This window comes from Aquimarina rubra, from assembly GCF_042684305.1.
GTDB lineage: Bacteria > Bacteroidota > Bacteroidia > Flavobacteriales > Flavobacteriaceae > Aquimarina > Aquimarina rubra.
Genome location: NZ_JBHULE010000019.1, coordinates 266,410 through 281,841 on the forward strand (window position 1 = coordinate 266,410; position 15,432 = coordinate 281,841).

Annotated in this window: 21 protein-coding genes; 3 read left to right on the plus strand and 18 right to left on the minus strand. The window is 35.3% G+C overall.

Annotated features, from left to right (window positions below):
- Positions 1-65: 65 nt before the first annotated feature.
- From ACFSR1_RS09805 to ACFSR1_RS09830, 6 genes are all read right to left on the minus strand, one after another.
- Positions 66-1,652 carry a type IV secretory system conjugative DNA transfer family protein gene (locus tag ACFSR1_RS09805; RefSeq protein ID WP_378291990.1) on the minus strand — a complete coding sequence of 529 codons (1,587 nt, stop codon included), beginning with the start codon at positions 1,650-1,652 and terminating at the stop codon, positions 66-68.
- Between the two features lie 2 nt (positions 1,653-1,654).
- A complete protein-coding gene (gene mobB / locus ACFSR1_RS09810) occupies positions 1,655-2,683 on the minus strand; it encodes a MobB family relaxase (RefSeq protein ID WP_378291992.1) in 1,029 nt (342 codons plus the stop codon).
- An 11-nt stretch (positions 2,684-2,694) separates the two neighbouring features.
- Positions 2,695-3,093 (minus strand): BfmA/BtgA family mobilization protein, encoded by a 399-nt coding sequence (locus ACFSR1_RS09815; RefSeq protein ID WP_378291994.1) that lies wholly within the window; start codon positions 3,091-3,093, stop codon positions 2,695-2,697.
- Positions 3,094-3,482: 389 nt separating this feature from the next.
- Positions 3,483-3,680 (minus strand): hypothetical protein, encoded by a 198-nt coding sequence (locus ACFSR1_RS09820; RefSeq protein WP_378291996.1) that lies wholly within the window; start codon positions 3,678-3,680, stop codon positions 3,483-3,485.
- Positions 3,681-3,690: 10 nt separating this feature from the next.
- Positions 3,691-4,140, minus strand: a complete 450-nt coding sequence (locus ACFSR1_RS09825; RefSeq protein ID WP_378291998.1) for a JAB domain-containing protein — start codon at positions 4,138-4,140, stop codon at positions 3,691-3,693.
- Positions 4,141-4,216: 76 nt separating this feature from the next.
- Complete coding sequence (locus ACFSR1_RS09830) at positions 4,217-4,570, minus strand: single-stranded DNA-binding protein (protein ID WP_378294489.1); 354 nt, start codon at positions 4,568-4,570, stop codon at positions 4,217-4,219.
- A 711-nt stretch (positions 4,571-5,281) separates the two neighbouring features.
- On the opposite strand from ACFSR1_RS09830, the gene ACFSR1_RS09835 reads away from it, so the two are divergent.
- Entirely contained in the window at positions 5,282-6,136 is an 855-nt protein-coding gene (locus ACFSR1_RS09835) for a helix-turn-helix domain-containing protein (protein ID WP_378292000.1), read from the plus strand.
- Between the two features lie 29 nt (positions 6,137-6,165).
- Here ACFSR1_RS09835 and ACFSR1_RS09840 read toward each other — a convergent pair whose 3' ends face one another.
- From ACFSR1_RS09840 to ACFSR1_RS09895, 12 genes are all read right to left on the minus strand, one after another.
- Positions 6,166-6,918 (minus strand): hypothetical protein, encoded by a 753-nt coding sequence (locus ACFSR1_RS09840; RefSeq protein ID WP_378292001.1) that lies wholly within the window; start codon positions 6,916-6,918, stop codon positions 6,166-6,168.
- A 7-nt stretch (positions 6,919-6,925) separates the two neighbouring features.
- Entirely contained in the window at positions 6,926-8,191 is a 1,266-nt protein-coding gene (locus ACFSR1_RS09845) for a serine hydrolase domain-containing protein (RefSeq protein WP_378292003.1), read from the minus strand.
- A gap of 2 nt (positions 8,192-8,193) precedes the next feature.
- Positions 8,194-8,334 carry a hypothetical protein gene (locus ACFSR1_RS09850; protein ID WP_378292005.1) on the minus strand — a complete coding sequence of 47 codons (141 nt, stop codon included), beginning with the start codon at positions 8,332-8,334 and terminating at the stop codon, positions 8,194-8,196.
- Positions 8,335-8,397: 63 nt separating this feature from the next.
- On the minus strand, positions 8,398-9,237 hold the full coding sequence (locus tag ACFSR1_RS09855; protein WP_378292007.1) for an NAD(P)H-binding protein: 840 nt from the start codon (positions 9,235-9,237) through the stop codon (positions 8,398-8,400).
- Positions 9,238-9,297: 60 nt separating this feature from the next.
- A complete protein-coding gene (locus ACFSR1_RS09860; protein ID WP_378292009.1) occupies positions 9,298-9,705 on the minus strand; it encodes a DUF5367 family protein in 408 nt (135 codons plus the stop codon).
- Entirely contained in the window at positions 9,692-9,997 is a 306-nt protein-coding gene (locus ACFSR1_RS09865) for a hypothetical protein (RefSeq protein ID WP_378292011.1), read from the minus strand. Before ACFSR1_RS09865 ends, ACFSR1_RS09860 begins: the two co-directional genes overlap by 14 nt.
- A 49-nt stretch (positions 9,998-10,046) precedes the next feature.
- Positions 10,047-10,544, minus strand: a complete 498-nt coding sequence (locus tag ACFSR1_RS09870; RefSeq protein ID WP_378292013.1) for an anthrone oxygenase family protein — start codon at positions 10,542-10,544, stop codon at positions 10,047-10,049.
- A complete protein-coding gene (locus ACFSR1_RS09875) occupies positions 10,528-10,851 on the minus strand; it encodes a hypothetical protein (protein ID WP_378292015.1) in 324 nt (107 codons plus the stop codon). Before ACFSR1_RS09875 ends, ACFSR1_RS09870 begins: the two co-directional genes overlap by 17 nt.
- 155 nt (positions 10,852-11,006) lie before the next feature.
- The gene (locus ACFSR1_RS09880) at positions 11,007-11,537 is read right to left on the minus strand and encodes an NADPH-dependent FMN reductase (protein ID WP_378292017.1); all 531 of its coding nucleotides are present in this window, start codon (positions 11,535-11,537) and stop codon (positions 11,007-11,009) included.
- 2 nt (positions 11,538-11,539) lie between these two features.
- The gene (locus ACFSR1_RS09885; protein WP_378292019.1) at positions 11,540-11,995 is read right to left on the minus strand and encodes a DoxX family protein; all 456 of its coding nucleotides are present in this window, start codon (positions 11,993-11,995) and stop codon (positions 11,540-11,542) included.
- 12 nt (positions 11,996-12,007) lie between these two features.
- A complete protein-coding gene (locus ACFSR1_RS09890) occupies positions 12,008-12,652 on the minus strand; it encodes a hypothetical protein (protein ID WP_378292020.1) in 645 nt (214 codons plus the stop codon).
- 53 nt (positions 12,653-12,705) lie between these two features.
- Positions 12,706-13,299, minus strand: coding sequence for a Crp/Fnr family transcriptional regulator (locus ACFSR1_RS09895; RefSeq protein WP_378292022.1), 594 nt, complete (start codon positions 13,297-13,299; stop codon positions 12,706-12,708).
- A gap of 233 nt (positions 13,300-13,532) precedes the next feature.
- On the opposite strand from ACFSR1_RS09895, the gene ACFSR1_RS09900 reads away from it, so the two are divergent.
- Both ACFSR1_RS09900 and ACFSR1_RS09905 read left to right on the plus strand, forming a co-directional pair.
- Positions 13,533-14,561, plus strand: a complete 1,029-nt coding sequence (locus tag ACFSR1_RS09900; RefSeq protein WP_378292024.1) for a sensor histidine kinase — start codon at positions 13,533-13,535, stop codon at positions 14,559-14,561.
- Between the two features lie 23 nt (positions 14,562-14,584).
- On the plus strand, positions 14,585-15,283 hold the full coding sequence (locus ACFSR1_RS09905; protein WP_378292026.1) for a LytR/AlgR family response regulator transcription factor: 699 nt from the start codon (positions 14,585-14,587) through the stop codon (positions 15,281-15,283).
- Positions 15,284-15,432 lie beyond the last annotated feature (149 nt).

Genomic DNA, 15,432 nt, shown 5'->3' on the forward strand with positions numbered 1-15,432 from the left:
GCTTAAAATAAAAATTTTCTATACTTTATTATTGAATAAATACAATTTTATTTATGAAATGAATATCATCCGTTAAAAATCCCCCTCACCTCACTATAAATCCGTTCAAAATTTTCATCCAAATCAGCTTCGGTATAATCTATAACATCAGATGGTAATTGCTTCACAATCTTTGGGAGTTTAAACTGTATTTTCTTGTCCTCACCATCAGCAAAAGTGATAAACTCACCTTGTTTTAACCTAAAAAATACATCAGCTCGTCTTTTCGCAACTTCACGTTCTCCAGTAGTAATGCGAGAGTCAAAATTGAGATTGTGTCCGCGACTTACGCTTGTGGTCTCCTTTTTAATGATTTCGAAAAAGCGTTCGTAATATTTAGCGGTGTCAGGGTCATTTACTTTTCCAAAGAACTGATAGGATAGATTGCTTAAAATGGCTTTGCTTGCCTTATCGCCATACATCATATCATTCTGGATTTTATCTTGCATCACATAAATGGTAGCGATGTTGTAACTCCGTAAAGTTGCAGGAATACGATGCATATTCAAAAGTCGAATAGTTGGTGCTTCTTCCATCATTAAAAAAGAAGGTTTCGCAGCTCGAATGCTCATTTGTTTGGTAATTGTATGAATAACGGTTGCAATGATTGGGGAATAGGCGGTTTCAAATTGTGGATTGTTAACTACCGAAACGACCATCGGTCGCTCCTGGCTATTCACATTTAAAGGTGTCTCATCTGCAGAGAGCACCATAAAAATACGCTTGGTGCTTATCTTTTTGAGCGCATTGGCCAGGGTGCTTTTAACTCCTGCGGTTTGTCGGTCAGAATCTTTCCCACTAATAAAAGCATCAGCCATAGCTCTAGAGGTCGTATTAGAGCTTAAAAAGGCAATGAGACTATCTGTGTCAAGTAATTGATAAATCGCTATGAGATGCGGCAAGGTGCAGTATTGGGGATAAGAAGTACGTAGTTTCCAAATCATTCCACCTATTAAACCTTCGGCAGCATCATTAAAGAATTTGCTCGTTCCGGTACTTCCACTTTCTTTTTGCTCCAAAAGGTTTTCAATCAAGACACGAGCTACTTCATTCACGCTTTCTTCAGTTTGCATATATCGAGGTGCAATGGGATTCACTCGATTAAAAATTCTATCAAACGATACAATCTTAAAATCAACCCCGTTCTCTTGAAAGAGTGGGAATGCCATTTCGGTAATTTCAAAATGTTTGTAATCGTGAATGACCCCACAAAAAGAATTAGAACTAAAATGAAACAGAAAGGTGTACACTACACTTTCTGTTTTTCCGCTACCAGCTGCTCCTATTACGGAAGCCCCACGTTTGATATTATCTACCTTAAATGATGCGCCTTTGGTTTTAAAATGCACTTGAAATTTATCTCCCGATTTTGGTTTACTATCCTTGACCAAATACACCAACATAACCGTATTGGTCAACAACAGTGGACAACCCAAATACAACACAAAATGAAAGAAGCTCGACAGGAATAACTCATTATGAAATAGGAATACAAAACTGCCCACTATCAATATTAGATTTAATGTAAAGGCATAGCGTGTTAGTTTAAACAAACTGTAAAACATCAAACTCATTCCAATATACATCGCTATGCTAAATACCAATCCTTCCATCACTATATGCCTATCGAGCCAGATTTAATTGCCACATCCACACCTCGTTTCAAATACCGAATGGTCTTTAAGGCGAGTTGTACTTTATTAGTTGGAATGCTGGCTATTGGCACACCTGCTTTCCCTAAAATTTTAAAGGCTACTGCTTTTTCATTTGCTGGCAATCCTACCAAAATTGAGAAGTACAACTTCGGATTCTTAATGAAATCCTTTTTCGATTTGTAGGATTCCGCATAGTTGCGTTTGTACCCAAATGTGGTATCAAATGTTTGTTCAGCTTTCGCGAAAAATGAATCCCTATTAAATCCTCGCTTTACCATTTTACCATTCATAATTACTTCCGAAGCTTTGTATTTACTCCCTGGTGATAGACTTACAGAATTAGACATATCCTTCCTACTCACGATAATATGAATATGACTTTGGTCGCCTGCTTTTTTCATTCCTTGAACAATTCGTTTCCCATCCTGCTGATGTGGTGCTTCTTTTTCTAGTTTACCTATTTTCATTTTCAATCGTTCAATATTTCCAGTTGCTTCTCCCTGCTGAATTTTGCGTACCTCTTGTTTCAACTTTAAGATTTTTGTAGCAAAAGGTTGATTCTCTCTCACCTGTTTATCTGTTCCTTTAAAGGTGCGTTGATGTTCAATTTTGGCATAATATTTTATGTCATCTACCGATACTTTTTTACCGTTTATTTCGCGATTAAAAGATGCTGCATAATCTTTCATTATTGCTCTCGTATATCGCTTCAAATCCTCTCGATTATTCTCCAATTTTCTCAATTCATATTTACTAGGACTTACAGTTATTGAATAAAATTTTGGCTCTTTCTTTTTGAGTTTTGCACTGTTACTATCAATATCTTTTACCACTTCTGCAGCTCCAATTTCATCACCATATTGATTGAAAAAATGTTCCATTTCTTCTTGTTCCAATCCTTGATTTTCTTTCTCCAGATACGCCACAAAATCACCAGAACTTTGCGAATAATTAGCAGCTATTTTTTGAGCTGTTATTGTAATGTACATAGCTATTTATTTTACAATTCATTGTCCGTTTCTAGCTTTTCGCGAAAGCGTATTGTGTTCTTTTCCTCTGGAATTTCTTTTTCCAAAAGCAGCTTTTTTTGTTCTGGCTTTGCCTGTTGAAATAGCGATTGTATCATCGCAACCGTAGGTTTGGTTTGATTCTTTTCGATGTCCTTCATAATGGCAATCACACCATTAATTCGTTTCTTGATTAAAGATTCTAGTGTCTGCATTTTTGGTCCAACAGACTCGTGTGGTGAGATGCCATTATCTTCAAAAAACTCAATCATTAACAACAAAGTCATCGATTGAGATAGCGACATTTTTTTACAGAATTGCCTAAATTTCTGCGCTACGGAAACCTTAATTCCCAGCTTTTCAAATCGTTCTTTTTCATAACCTCTATCCATTTTTTCAGAAAAAATTGCTTGATTTTATTGGGCTGCGAATGTTTTTTCTGAAAAAACCGAGCTTAAAAATCAAAATTCAAAACAAGTAATGGTTGAAAAAGCCCTGTTTATAAGGGTTTCGAAGAAAAGGAATAATGAAACATCGCGCCAGCGTGTTATCCTCTTGCTATTCCTTTTCGTCCCGCGCACGGGACAAAAAACAAGTACCATTACATCCAAAAATGTAATGGCTTTTTATCTGCTTAAAAAGAAAGCTCTGTTTTTTAAGAAGTGAAAAATGGTATTTTAAAACAATCACTAACAGAATTGAAATATCGTTGCGAATTTCAAAATAAAACAAAAAAAGACCCTTGAAATTTCAAAGGTCTATTAGGTTAAAATAGTGCGTTCTAAATATTAAAAACAAAATTGTAAGAATATAAATTTCGCATCGCTTCCTGTTCCAAAAGTGTATCATAATTAATATGATTTTCTTGGGCATATCGTTTCAATTGATTTCCAAATTTTCGCTTCACATCTTCCTTGGAATCAGACAACAATTTTTGTTGCGTCTCATTATCTAGGTTTGTAAAATTTATATAGACCATAGCATAAAATTTAAAGTCTCCCACTATCGGCAAAACTGTAATAATCGCCATCAGGTGCAAAAATTAAATGGTCTAATAATCTGATGTCAAAAACAGATGCCGCTTTCTTGATTTTTTTAGTCAATTTTATATCCGCTTCACTCGGTTCCAACTTTCCGCTTGGATGGTTATGTGCTAATATCAAACCCACAGAAAGCGATTTTAAAACAGTGGCAAAAAGGATGCGAATATCTACCAAAGTTCCTGCAATTCCGCCTTGCGAAATTTGGCAAATACCCTTCACTTTATTACTGTTATTTAAGAGTACTATTTTGAACGTCTCTTGTAATTGCATTGTGCTTTTATCCCAATGTTCAAATAGGACTTCCGCAGCTTGTGCCGAGGTAGATACTTGCACCCAATTTTTGGATTTGATACCACCCTCATAACTTATTTTTATTTCATTAACTTTGTTTCTCATTGTAATTTACTTAACGTGATTATAAATGAAAAAGAGGGCGAAACTTTCCACAGGTACGCCCTCTTTATCTTTTTAACTACTCGGCAGTTTCTTCGCCTTTGATACCCAATAACAAGATTTCGTTTGCTACCACTTCAGTAACATATCGTTTTTCTCCTGCTTCAGTTTCATAGTTTCTTGAAGTTAATTTACCTTCAATTGCTACCTCTTTTCCTTTACCGACATACTTCTCGATAATTTCAGCAATCTTACCCCAAGCAACGATATTATGCCATTGTGTGTTTTGCACTTTCTCCCCATTAGAATTCTTGTAAGTTTCATTCGTAGCCATTGAAAAATTAGCCACTTTTTTACCACTTTCTAAGGTTTTAACTTCGGGTTCGTTTCCCACGTTTCCAATTAACTGTACTTTGTTTTTTAGCGTACTCATAATAAAAGATTTAAAGATTAATATTTGCCCGCCTGACATATTCGGGCAGGTTTGAATTATTGATTTACTTATTATATCCAGAGCGTTTTCCTTTTGTTGTTTTTTTAACTTTTGTTCCGCTTCCTTTTTGATGTTTTTGTAAGATTTCATAAGATTCATTTTAGATTTACTTCCCATAGAGCCGTCACTGTTACCTTTTTTTGTTGCTTGGTGCGGTTCAATATTCAAGCTTGGTAAGACGTATAAAAAAGAGCGAGGCACGAGCCTGGTTTATGCCGTCGTCCAAGGGTGAATGTTGTTATTTTGCTGTCAAAAAAAGGTATAGCGGTGATGACTCGGGAGGTGAGTCTAAACTTCTTGTGAAGTACAAAAGCATAGGCAGCGGAACAATATGCAAATGCAATTTTCCTTATAAAAAAAGCGGACTTAATTCACACTTTTTACTTGGGAATGCCTGCGTTGAGCTTAGTCGAAGTGAAGTGTTCCTTTCTAGCATAACGGAAAGGGTTAGCGAAATGAAAAGTCAAAAGTGGGGATTGTGTCCAAGATTTGTGTAGTGAAGCTCTTTTCCTGAAATAAAGAGCAACGAAATGAAAGGGAATGTGCTGAACGGCATTGTATCTCGGTTTTTATAGAAGAACCTGCCGAACCTAAAACTGGAGAGACAGTGTATGAGAAAACGTCAAAATTTATTAAATTAACATTCGAAAAATGACCCGTGATTTTATCCATATCAATGACTTTGTAATTTTAGTTGAAGAAGCAAATTCAACTAAGGTAGAAGTCGATACGTGTTATTTTGATGAACCCATAGTAGCTATCGCTTTTTATGGTTCTGGTAATGTAGATTTAGCAGTTAAGTATGGGGAAAAGAAAAAAGATTTTCACTATACCAAAGGACTATCCTTTGCTTTTTACGCAGACGAAAAAGTAGAATTTGAGCATACCATTAGCCCAGATAAAAGTTTAAGATGTATTGTCGTGGCTACAAAGATGAGTAAGCTTGAAACACTTCCCAATGAAGAGGGTGAATTATTTTCAGACCTTTTGAACGAATTGGTAAACCCAAAAGACCATTACGTAGAAGGACCAAGTTTCTTTATGACACCAGAGATGGAAAACATCGTTGATGCCTTTTTCTCAAATAGTTATTCGGGAAAAACCAAAATGATGTTTTTTAGAAGTCAGATTACTGCTTTACTATCGCATTTCTTTGGTCAGCTTGCATTGAAGCAGGAAGGAGCTTCAAAACCGCTGCATAGAGAACAATTGAATAAGGCAAAAGAGATTCTTTTGGAAAATTTAGAAAATCCACCTTCACTTTCAGAGCTTTCCAAAGCCATTGGATTTAACACGACTCGACTTAAAAAGGAATTTAAAGCTATCTTTGGCGTCCCCGTTTTTAAATATCTTCAAAACGAAAGACTCACTTCCGCCCACAAACTGATTAGTGAGAACGAAGCCACAGTGCAAGAAGCCGCTTGGCAAGTGGGGTACGACAGCCTTAGTTCATTTTCTAACGCTTTCGCGAAAAAGTTTGGCTATCGACCAAGTCAAATTAAATAGCTGAACCTTTTTTCATTAGTCTTTCCAACTTAGTCTATCGGTAAAAATGTGAGACTTAAAAAGAAAATGTTGGTTATCATATGCACTAAAAGTGGATATTGAAATCCAAAAGCTACTCTTGTATAACCAGCTATGGTAGCACTAAATAATTGTGGAAGTGTTAGAATAGGCATCCACAATAGATTGACTAAACTCAACTCAAAATTGAAAATGTGTAACCAAGCAAAACTTAGACAAGACAAGTAGTATATCATTCTGAAATGCTTTTCCCAAAACTGCTGTGCATTGACATTGACGGTATTTCTACTACAGACCGCATAAGCAATCAAAACAATTATAACAGCGCTAATTACTCTGTACCAAAACGTATCATCCACAAGAGATAATCTGCTTTTAAAGATTGCCTTAGTTAGAATATAATAGGTAAACCCTCCCGCAGTCAGGGCTAGATACATTGGATTAAATTTTAATGACAGTCTAAAGGTCACTTCTTCGAATAGAGGTAACACAATTCCACCTACTAGCAGTAAGAGTAATGGAGAAAAACGTTCCGCCATACTTGTGGACGTCAAGTTTTCAGGGTCATAGATAAACTGAAGTAATGATGCGACTACTACTGAGAAAACCACCTTGATTAAAAAGAGGCCAATGGTATCATAGACTTTGTTTCTCGTGCTTTTTTCTTGTCCTGTCTTATAATTGGGCGACTTAATAAAATTGTATAAATCATTTATCAAAGACCAATAATATTTTGGTTTAATTAATGGATAGGATATCATCATCTTGTTATTAAGAATTACTTCGCTTTCTGCGTAAGATGGCAACAGATATTACTAGAATTAGAATAGCTATCCCCCCAACTATTATCGTTTGAATCATTTTGTTCAGTTGCATTTTAAAAAGGAGTGCATCTATCTTTCTTGTATTTATAAAGACCCAGTCACTAGCAATTCTCGTAGCAAAATCTGTACTGCCCGTTGTCAAAATGATAATGCCGTCATTTGAAACAGGATTGTATCGAAAAGCGGTGTTAATTGGTGGATTGTTTTTGCCATCGTGACCAATGATGAAAGAATTGTTTTCTAGTTCGGCATACAAAAAAGTGCCTAACCCATAGATGGGTGTCCCCAGCGTTTCTGCTTCGGCTTGCCACATCATTTTTTGAAATTGTACTGACAACGGTTTTTGTTTGCGCTCATCTTCATTCAAAGAATAGAAGAGCTTTTCTAGGTCAGCCAAAGTGGTGTAAAGCGCACTTGCTGCCTGCGCTGTATAATAGCGATGTCTTGCTTTTGAACCATCTGAATTGTAGAAATCTGCTATGCTTTCGCGAAAGTGTTCATCCCATTCATAAAAGGACGATATCATTTGTAATGGCTCAAAAATTTCCGTTCTCATATACGTATCGAAAGATTGCCCACTTACTTCTTCAACAATAAGTTGCAAAAGGGTGAAACCACCACCTGAGTATCGCCACTCAATTCCTGGCTCGATACCAACGACCGTTCTACCATCACTACCTGAGTCTGCATCTTTCGCTTTGGTTAAGGATGCTTCTAAAGTTTGAACATCTTCTGTATTTTCAAAACCCGCATAACCGAGACCATCGGTTAATCCTGCGGTATGACTTAACAAATATCTTACTGTTACTTTTGAATTGTCAAAGTCACTTTTTGGTAAGTGCCATCTGGTCAGGTATTGGTTTATTGGAACATCTAAATCTAATCTTCCATCTTGTACAAGTTTCATCACGCCAATGGCAGAAACAAACTTAGATAATGATGCCACTTGAAAAACGGTGTTTCTATCTACAGTCTTACCATTCGAGTGAAAAGATTCCTTTACTATTTTTCCATCTTTAAATACTCCAATAGCCATACTTCCGACGAATTCATTTTGGAGTTCCCCTTGTACTGAGGAGATAAACTCATTAGGCTTATTTTCTTGAGTAAATGGTGAGTGCCACCAGCCTTTGTCTGTGCCTAAGAAAATCACTATCACCCATACTGCTATGAGTATAAATGACAGAAAAGAATATTTGAAAAAACGTTTCATAATTATCTTTTAATAAGACTGCCAAAAACCAAACCAACGCCAGCTCCAAGTGCTAGTCCTATTGCAATCGTATTGGTGAAGATGCCGACGCAAAGCCCGATTCCTGCTCCAAAAATCAACCCTAATATCAATTTCTTTTTCATTTTATCATTTTTATTGGCTGTGTTACACCTATGACGTGAACACAGCCTTATTATTCTACGTTTTTATACTAAACTCTTTTGTTTCCAAGCACCTGTAGCTGCCACTTTTACAGCATACTCAGTAAAGTCGATAGCTTTTCTACCTAACACTTTTTCAACGTCATAAGAAATCTCTTGGTTATCTGGATTTCCTAGAACCTCTTTAAATAAGTAACCAAATAGCCAAACATAAGAATCTGGCAATCCCGCTTTTCTCATTCCATCCTTAAATTCATCAATAGAAATAGGTACAAATTGTATGTGTCTGTTAGAGGCATCCGCCATAATCCCGACAACTTCTTCAAAAGTTCTCATTTTTGGACCTGTAACCGTTATAGTTTGTCCATTGTAAGAATCATCTACCAGTACCTTAGAGACCACATCTGCGATATCATTAGCATCTACAAAGGGAATTCTAGCTTCAGGCATAGGCAATGCCACAACACCATCTAATACAAAATCTATAAAAGCACCTTCGCTAAAATTCTGATTGAACCAAGACGCTCTGACCAAGGTGTAATCTAAGCCTGAATTAGCCACAATTTGTTCACAGGCTTCAGCCTCGGTTTCCCCTTTACCAGAAAGCAATACTACTTTTTTCAAACCAGCAGCTATAGCTTTTTTCGTTAAGGTAGTTATTGCTTCTTTCGAGCCTGGTACAGCTAAGTCTGGGTAATACACAATATAAGCTCTATCCATACCTTCTAGTACGGCGTCATAGGTTTCTGGATTTTCCCAATCTAAAGCGGGACTCGTTTTTTGGCCGACAACTCGAACGTTGTATCCAGATGCTTCTAATTTTTTTGCTACTCGGCGACCAGTTTTTCCCGTTCCTCCGATGACTACGATGTTTTCAGTTTTCATTTTTATTTGTTTTTAAATTGATAAATAATTATACTTCACCTCTTGAAGTCTTTTTTGATTCTATTTTTGAAAATTTGATATGGTTCTTTTGGTATAGACTTTAGCAAACCAATAGAGTGTAGCGATGGCTATAAACTCAAGACCTATCAGCCAAAAGCCCAAGTCTGTAAAAAATTCGTAATGAGAACCTCCGTTTGGAATAATAAAAAGAGGTACTGTTATTAATGCATCCAGAATGGCCGCAATTAAAAAGAATGTTAGTCCAACCCTGTATCCTTGGGTATGATTTTCCTTCTCATAATACCGCTTTGCTCCAAGCCACACCAAGGGTATTACCGCAATGAATAACGTAGTGTTTGCTTGTTCTGCTGGGTTTTCTAAGATGGGGATGAAAAACGATATATTGTATACGCTCACCCCAATTATCCAGATAATAATTCCAATACTGATAGCTCTAAAATATTTCATAACTGTTCGTTTTTGATTGATTGTAAAATGAAAGTGGTCTTACTTGACCTATATGCGCAAATTGCTCACTTGCCAAATAATGAAGTTCCTTATGAAAGAGTTCATTTCGTTTTAGGAAACGAATCACCTTCTCTTTAGTTGAATGGCTACTGTGTAATCTTAAAACCTTATCATTATCCTCTAGGTCAAAATTCCATTGACCAGTACCCGCTATAACATCCAAATGGGGTCGGATAGCTAGAAGCTGTATCTTTTGAACATACGTAGCGAGTAAATAAAAATCTGTTTTCATAATTTCTGTATTTATGCTGTTGTTACTTCTACTTGCTTTAGCAAAAGCACTAAAATTTTGAGTAAATCAATCCTATAAGCAGTAGCGAAAAGGATGTGAAAGAAGCAATGGTACGCTGAATATGCCAACGATTCCAAGGCTGCTCAAATTTGGTTCGTAGGTCCTTAAGCTCTATAGTCGAAAGGTCTTCAAGCACCGTTTTATCTAACAGTTCGTTAAGCGGTACATTTTTGAAAACCGTTATCAATCCGATTCCTATTAAGAATAAAATAGCAGCTAGCATAAATGACCAAAATGTCGTGGGATGTGCATTACGATGCAAATAGGCATTGATGAATAGTAGTATTACTGGCCCAAAAAAGGTGATGAGAAAACTGCGGTTAATGATGGCTCGGTTCATCGCCTGAAATGATTGCAGAAACCCTAAATCATCCAGTCTACCGATTCCTGGGGTTATGGCATTAGACCACGTAAAACATAATCCTGCGGTAAGCCCTGTAAATAAGACGCCTAGCATCAATACGATAATTTTAAAGTTGATTTCCATTTTCATTATTTTTTATGGATGATATCCAGGTTAGTAAATCTTGATACTCTTCGCTGGTGAGTTTGATTTTCTTGCCTTTAGGCATTCGTTTCTTTATGAATACCTGCTTGTACACATCACTCGACCAGTCATTCATATTATCTTCAGTAAAGACACGTCTACGATTGCGTTTCTCGTGGCAGACATTACATTTGTTTGTAAGAACCGTAAACGCTCTTTCCTCTATCGGGTCTTCTTTATATAGACCTGCATACGCTAGACTTTCATATCTATCAGATAATGCTTGAGGGTCATTTTTCCCTGTCATAATTGCTAGACAGATGGCGATAATTAATTTTACTAATGTTGTCATTGTTAAAAGGTTGATTGGTAATTATGGTACAAAGTTGCGTAGATATACTCCACATCATTTATTCGAGCGGAAATATGATTTGTTCGAAAAGTTCATTCCCATAAACTGGTTTAGAGTTCTTTAGAAAATCTGACTGTTTTATCTTCTAATTCTTTTCTAAAACTCTCCTCTATGATTTCACCTTCTTTAAAGTTGTCATAAAAAGATGGTAACGAATATGTTCCTATGAGTTTTGCTCCAAGAAATGGAAAATAGGTGCTTGCCCCTTGCAGTACAGTTGCACCGCCTCTTCCTCCAGGTGAAGTTGCCATAAGCAGCATAGGTTTCTCCTTCCAAATTTTCATATCTAAACGTGATAACCAGTCTAAGGTATTTTTAAATACTGCGGCATAGGAACCATTATGTTCTGCTAAAGAGATAATAAATGCATCTGCCGTATTGATGATTTCATCTAGTCTCTTGACGGCTGTGGGGATGCCATTCTCTGCTTCAAAGTCCTCTCCATAGATGGGAAGTATATAATCATTTAAATCAATGGTCAAGATTTCCACATCCTTCAGAAGCGTGACAGTGTACTCTATGAGCATTTTGTTGATGGATTTTTGACTGTTGCTGCCTGCAATTGTGATTACTTTTTTCATAATTATTTATTTTTTAAGATTATAGAATCAATTGACCATTTTCCGCTTCCATTTAATAACACACTCAATGCAAGACCAATTATTAAAAGAGAATATTCGTAACCTTCACCTGCTTGGTTACCATACCAGTTCATAAAAAATCCGTGTTCTAACTGCGTAGTAATTATGATGCCAGTAAACATACCTGCAAGAGACATTGCCCAAAACCTTGAAAAGAGTCCAAGAACCAATGAAATAGAGCCAAAAAACTCAATCATAATCACTGAGAATGCTACAATACTGGGCAAACCCATTTGGGTAGTCAACGACTCCATCGTACCGGAATAACCATATCCACCAAAGAGTCCTAATAACTTTTGTGCTCCGTGCGGAAATATGACTAATCCTAGCGTTAAACGTGCAATACTAAACCCCAAATTAGGGTGTGTCGTAATTAATTTTTTGAATAGATTTTTCATAATATTTATGGTTTAAAATGTTTTACGGTAATACAATCCGAAAGAGGATTTTTGAATAGGTTTATGTCCATATTGGTCAAAATCTGCCCCAAGTCCAAATTGATGTCCTTTGTAGGCTAGACCTAAACGTAATTGTTGAAAACTTCGGGAATGTGATTTGAACTTATCCCAAACAGTTAACAACTGCCCGTTTAGCCATAGACTAAATTTTGCATTAAGTAGTTTTTGTATTTGAAATTGGGTAAATATTTCGGCTTGACTAGCCTGTTTCTTTTCTGAATATGCTAGAGTTGGAATAACAATAAATAGAGCGTTGGAATTCTTTAAGGTGAACTTAGCTGATAGTCTTTCTGAAAACCCTCCGAAACTATTATAGTATAGGGAAGGTCCGACGGATATAGTCTCATTAAAATTCCAGAATAATGTAGGTTGTACGCCTACTTCATCAAAGATTTGATTTTCTTTTTTTCTAAATTTCTGAAAGAAAGCTAGGGTAGTTATGCTTAAGGTGTTGCTGTCATTAATTGAATAATTAGACAGCAAAGTGAAGTCTGTTTTCTCAAAACCCGAAAAGAGTTCTAGTTGGGTAAATTGAGCTTGTAAGGTGCTTACAAAACCAATTAGGAATGTTGCCGATATGAGTCCTATTCTTTTCACACTTCAAAATTGCGATGGTGAAGTGTGAAAAAAAATGAACTAGTTTAAGACTTTTACTTTCGGTTGACTTTTGTAATTATTTTGCTCATAAATTCTGGAGTAATCCCAATGTATGCGGCTAAGTCTTTTTGAGTAATTCTACTGACAATTTGCGGATATTTCTTTTTGAATTCTAAATATCGTTCTTCAGCTGTTAAAGATATGCCGTAGTTTGAACGACGGATATAACTGATTAAAGACTTTTGATATAAGATGCGATAAAAACGTTCAAATTTTGGAATCTCTCGAAACAACAAATCATAATTCTCTCTCGAAATTCCCAGAAGTTCTGAATGTTCCGTTGCTTTAATATAATATCTTGAAGGTTCCTTGGTCATAAAGCTTGACAAATCACCAGTCCAGTAATCTTCAATAGCAAACATTGAGATATGAGGTGCGCCTTCCTCATCTAAAGTATACACTTTCAAACATCCCTTGGTGATAAAATATTCATATTTAGTAATCTCACCTGCTTGCATCAAAAAATCTTTTTTCTTCACCTTTATTTCGGTGAGTAAAGAGATGTATTTCTGCTTTTCTAACTCAGTTAAGTTGATAAACCGAGATACATTGCTAAGTAAAAGCTTATGAGATTCTTTATAATTCAATTACATACGATGTTTAAGTGAAAGCAATTTAAATAATTACTAGCAGATTTAAAAATTCGACCCAATTCGCACTCCAAAACTCTGGTGTTTTCCATCTTGCCAGCTATTGTTAAAATCTGAAAGCAATAAACGAATACCATTTCGCAGATAAATAGTTCCAATTTGCAGAATGGTTTTTTTCTGGGTAATAAATAAATTGATATTTGCTAAAAATTATTTAGTATTTTATAATCGTGAAAAAATCAATTATCATAGGATTACATATTGGGTTTTGGCTATGTTATTTGGTTTTAACCATTGTATTAGTTGTCCTTTCATTGCAAGGAGAGGATAATAATACCATTGTTGATGAAACAACAGAAAGAGTTTTGTATTTTACGGTAATTCCGTCTGTTATTTCTTATTATTTATTCTATTTTCTTGTCTTTCCAAAAATTCGTGAAAAGAAATTTGTACTGTCCTTTATTTATGCACTGTCTTTTGCAATTGGGGCATCTTTATTGGGGAATCTTCTAATTTATATTTTCTTAGGGATAGAGAGCTTAACGGAACGTGGACAATCTATGATTGTTGGTATAATTTTCAGTTCTTTTGTCTGTCTTGCAACTGGTGTAGTGGCTCTTATTACTAAAGGGTTTATTTCTTGGTACGAAGAATTAAAATTGAAAGAGGAATTGAAGCAAAAAAATCACGAAATGGAGATGGCGTTGGTTAAATCGCAGCTAGACCCACATTTTTTGTTTAATACATTGAACAATATTGATATTCTAATTCTTAAAAATTCAGAAGAGGCTTCTACTTACTTAAACAAACTGTCCGATATTATGCGGTTTATGTTGTTTGAAACAAAAACGGATAAAATTCTACTCTACAAAGAACTTGAATATATTGAGAAGTACATTGCGCTGCAGAAAATACGAACAGTAAATTCTAACTATGTAAACTTTGAAATTATAGGTTCACCAGAAGGTAAAACTATTGCCCCAATGGTTTTTCTTCCATTTATTGAAAACGCTTTTAAGCATACTACTAATAAGAAGTTAGACAATGCAATTACAATTAATATTATTATAGGTAAAGAAACTGTAGCATTTGAATGTAAAAACAAATTCAATCCAAATAGAAAAATAAGTCAGAAAAACAGTGGTTTGGGCAATACGCTTATTGAAAGAAGACTAAATCTTTTATACCCTGAAAAACACAATTTAAAAGTTGAAAAAGAAAACGAATTATACAGCGTCAAATTATCGATTAGTCAATGATTTTATAAAGAACCACATCACTAATGAAACAATATAACTGCATCATCATAGAAGACGAACCATTGGCGCTCGAGAGAACCAAAGAGTTCACTCATAAAGTACCGTTTCTTGCAGTATCTGCAACTTTTGACAATGCATTAGATGGTCTCGCTTACCTTAAAGCTAACAAAGTAGATGTCCTCTTTCTAGATATTAATATGGATGAGTTAACTGGAGTAGAATTACTAGAAAGTTCAAAAATAGAAAGTCAAGTAATCATTACTACGGCTTACCAAGAATATGCACTAAAAAGCTATGAGCTAAACGTTACCGATTACTTACTAAAACCTTTTACTTTTAATAGATTTCTTCAAGCAGCTAATAAAGCTCTGGATAATTTAAACAAAGTAGGGACAAATTCTACTCCTGAATTTATTTTTGTTAAGACAGAGAATCGATTAGAGAAAATTAACCTTCAAGATATTTTATACATTGAAGGAATGCGTGATTATCGAAGAATTCATACCATTGATAAAAGGATTATGACCTTACAAAATTTCAAAGAATTTGAACAAATTATACCGCCCAATTTGGTATGTAGAGTACATAAATCCTATATGGTTTCCTTAAGTAAAATCGATTCCATAGAAAGAAATAGAATAAGAATTGCAGACCAGCTCATTCCTATTTCAGAAACGTATAAAACTAGTTTTTTTGAGCAAATAAGTAACAGTAAATGGTGATTTCATAAAATAATACAAAACAAAGCCTGTAAATGGGTTTTCATATATGGCGATTAGTTTCAAATTAGAAACTAATCGCTTTTTTATTGGGTACTTGCGCATCATACCTTTTCACTATATAATTAAAAAGTTAGAATTATAGTATTGGT

Coding starts and splice junctions, on each gene's coding strand:
- ACFSR1_RS09870 (WP_378292013.1), bottom strand. CDS start 10,544: ATGGAAATCAACTTTAAAATTATCGTATTGATGCTAGGCGTCTTATTT.
- ACFSR1_RS09840 (WP_378292001.1), bottom strand. CDS start 6,918: ATGATGATATCCTATCCATTAATTAAACCAAAATATTATTGGTCTTTG.
- ACFSR1_RS09815 (WP_378291994.1), bottom strand. CDS start 3,093: ATGGATAGAGGTTATGAAAAAGAACGATTTGAAAAGCTGGGAATTAAG.
- ACFSR1_RS09880 (WP_378292017.1), bottom strand. CDS start 11,537: ATGAAAAAAGTAATCACAATTGCAGGCAGCAACAGTCAAAAATCCATC.
- ACFSR1_RS09860 (WP_378292009.1), bottom strand. CDS start 9,705: ATGAAATATTTTAGAGCTATCAGTATTGGAATTATTATCTGGATAATT.
- ACFSR1_RS09885 (WP_378292019.1), bottom strand. CDS start 11,995: ATGAAAAATCTATTCAAAAAATTAATTACGACACACCCTAATTTGGGG.
- ACFSR1_RS09835 (WP_378292000.1), top strand. CDS start 5,282: ATGACCCGTGATTTTATCCATATCAATGACTTTGTAATTTTAGTTGAA.
- ACFSR1_RS09820 (WP_378291996.1), bottom strand. CDS start 3,680: ATGGTCTATATAAATTTTACAAACCTAGATAATGAGACGCAACAAAAA.
- ACFSR1_RS09875 (WP_378292015.1), bottom strand. CDS start 10,851: ATGACAGGGAAAAATGACCCTCAAGCATTATCTGATAGATATGAAAGT.
- ACFSR1_RS09865 (WP_378292011.1), bottom strand. CDS start 9,997: ATGAAAACAGATTTTTATTTACTCGCTACGTATGTTCAAAAGATACAG.
- ACFSR1_RS09905 (WP_378292026.1), top strand. CDS start 14,585: ATGAAACAATATAACTGCATCATCATAGAAGACGAACCATTGGCGCTC.
- ACFSR1_RS09845 (WP_378292003.1), bottom strand. CDS start 8,191: ATGAAACGTTTTTTCAAATATTCTTTTCTGTCATTTATACTCATAGCA.
- ACFSR1_RS09825 (WP_378291998.1), bottom strand. CDS start 4,140: ATGAGAAACAAAGTTAATGAAATAAAAATAAGTTATGAGGGTGGTATC.
- mobB (WP_378291992.1), bottom strand. CDS start 2,683: ATGTACATTACAATAACAGCTCAAAAAATAGCTGCTAATTATTCGCAA.
- ACFSR1_RS09855 (WP_378292007.1), bottom strand. CDS start 9,237: ATGAAAACTGAAAACATCGTAGTCATCGGAGGAACGGGAAAAACTGGT.
- ACFSR1_RS09830 (WP_378294489.1), bottom strand. CDS start 4,570: ATGAGTACGCTAAAAAACAAAGTACAGTTAATTGGAAACGTGGGAAAC.
- ACFSR1_RS09805 (WP_378291990.1), bottom strand. CDS start 1,652: ATGGAAGGATTGGTATTTAGCATAGCGATGTATATTGGAATGAGTTTG.
- ACFSR1_RS09850 (WP_378292005.1), bottom strand. CDS start 8,334: ATGAAAAAGAAATTGATATTAGGGTTGATTTTTGGAGCAGGAATCGGG.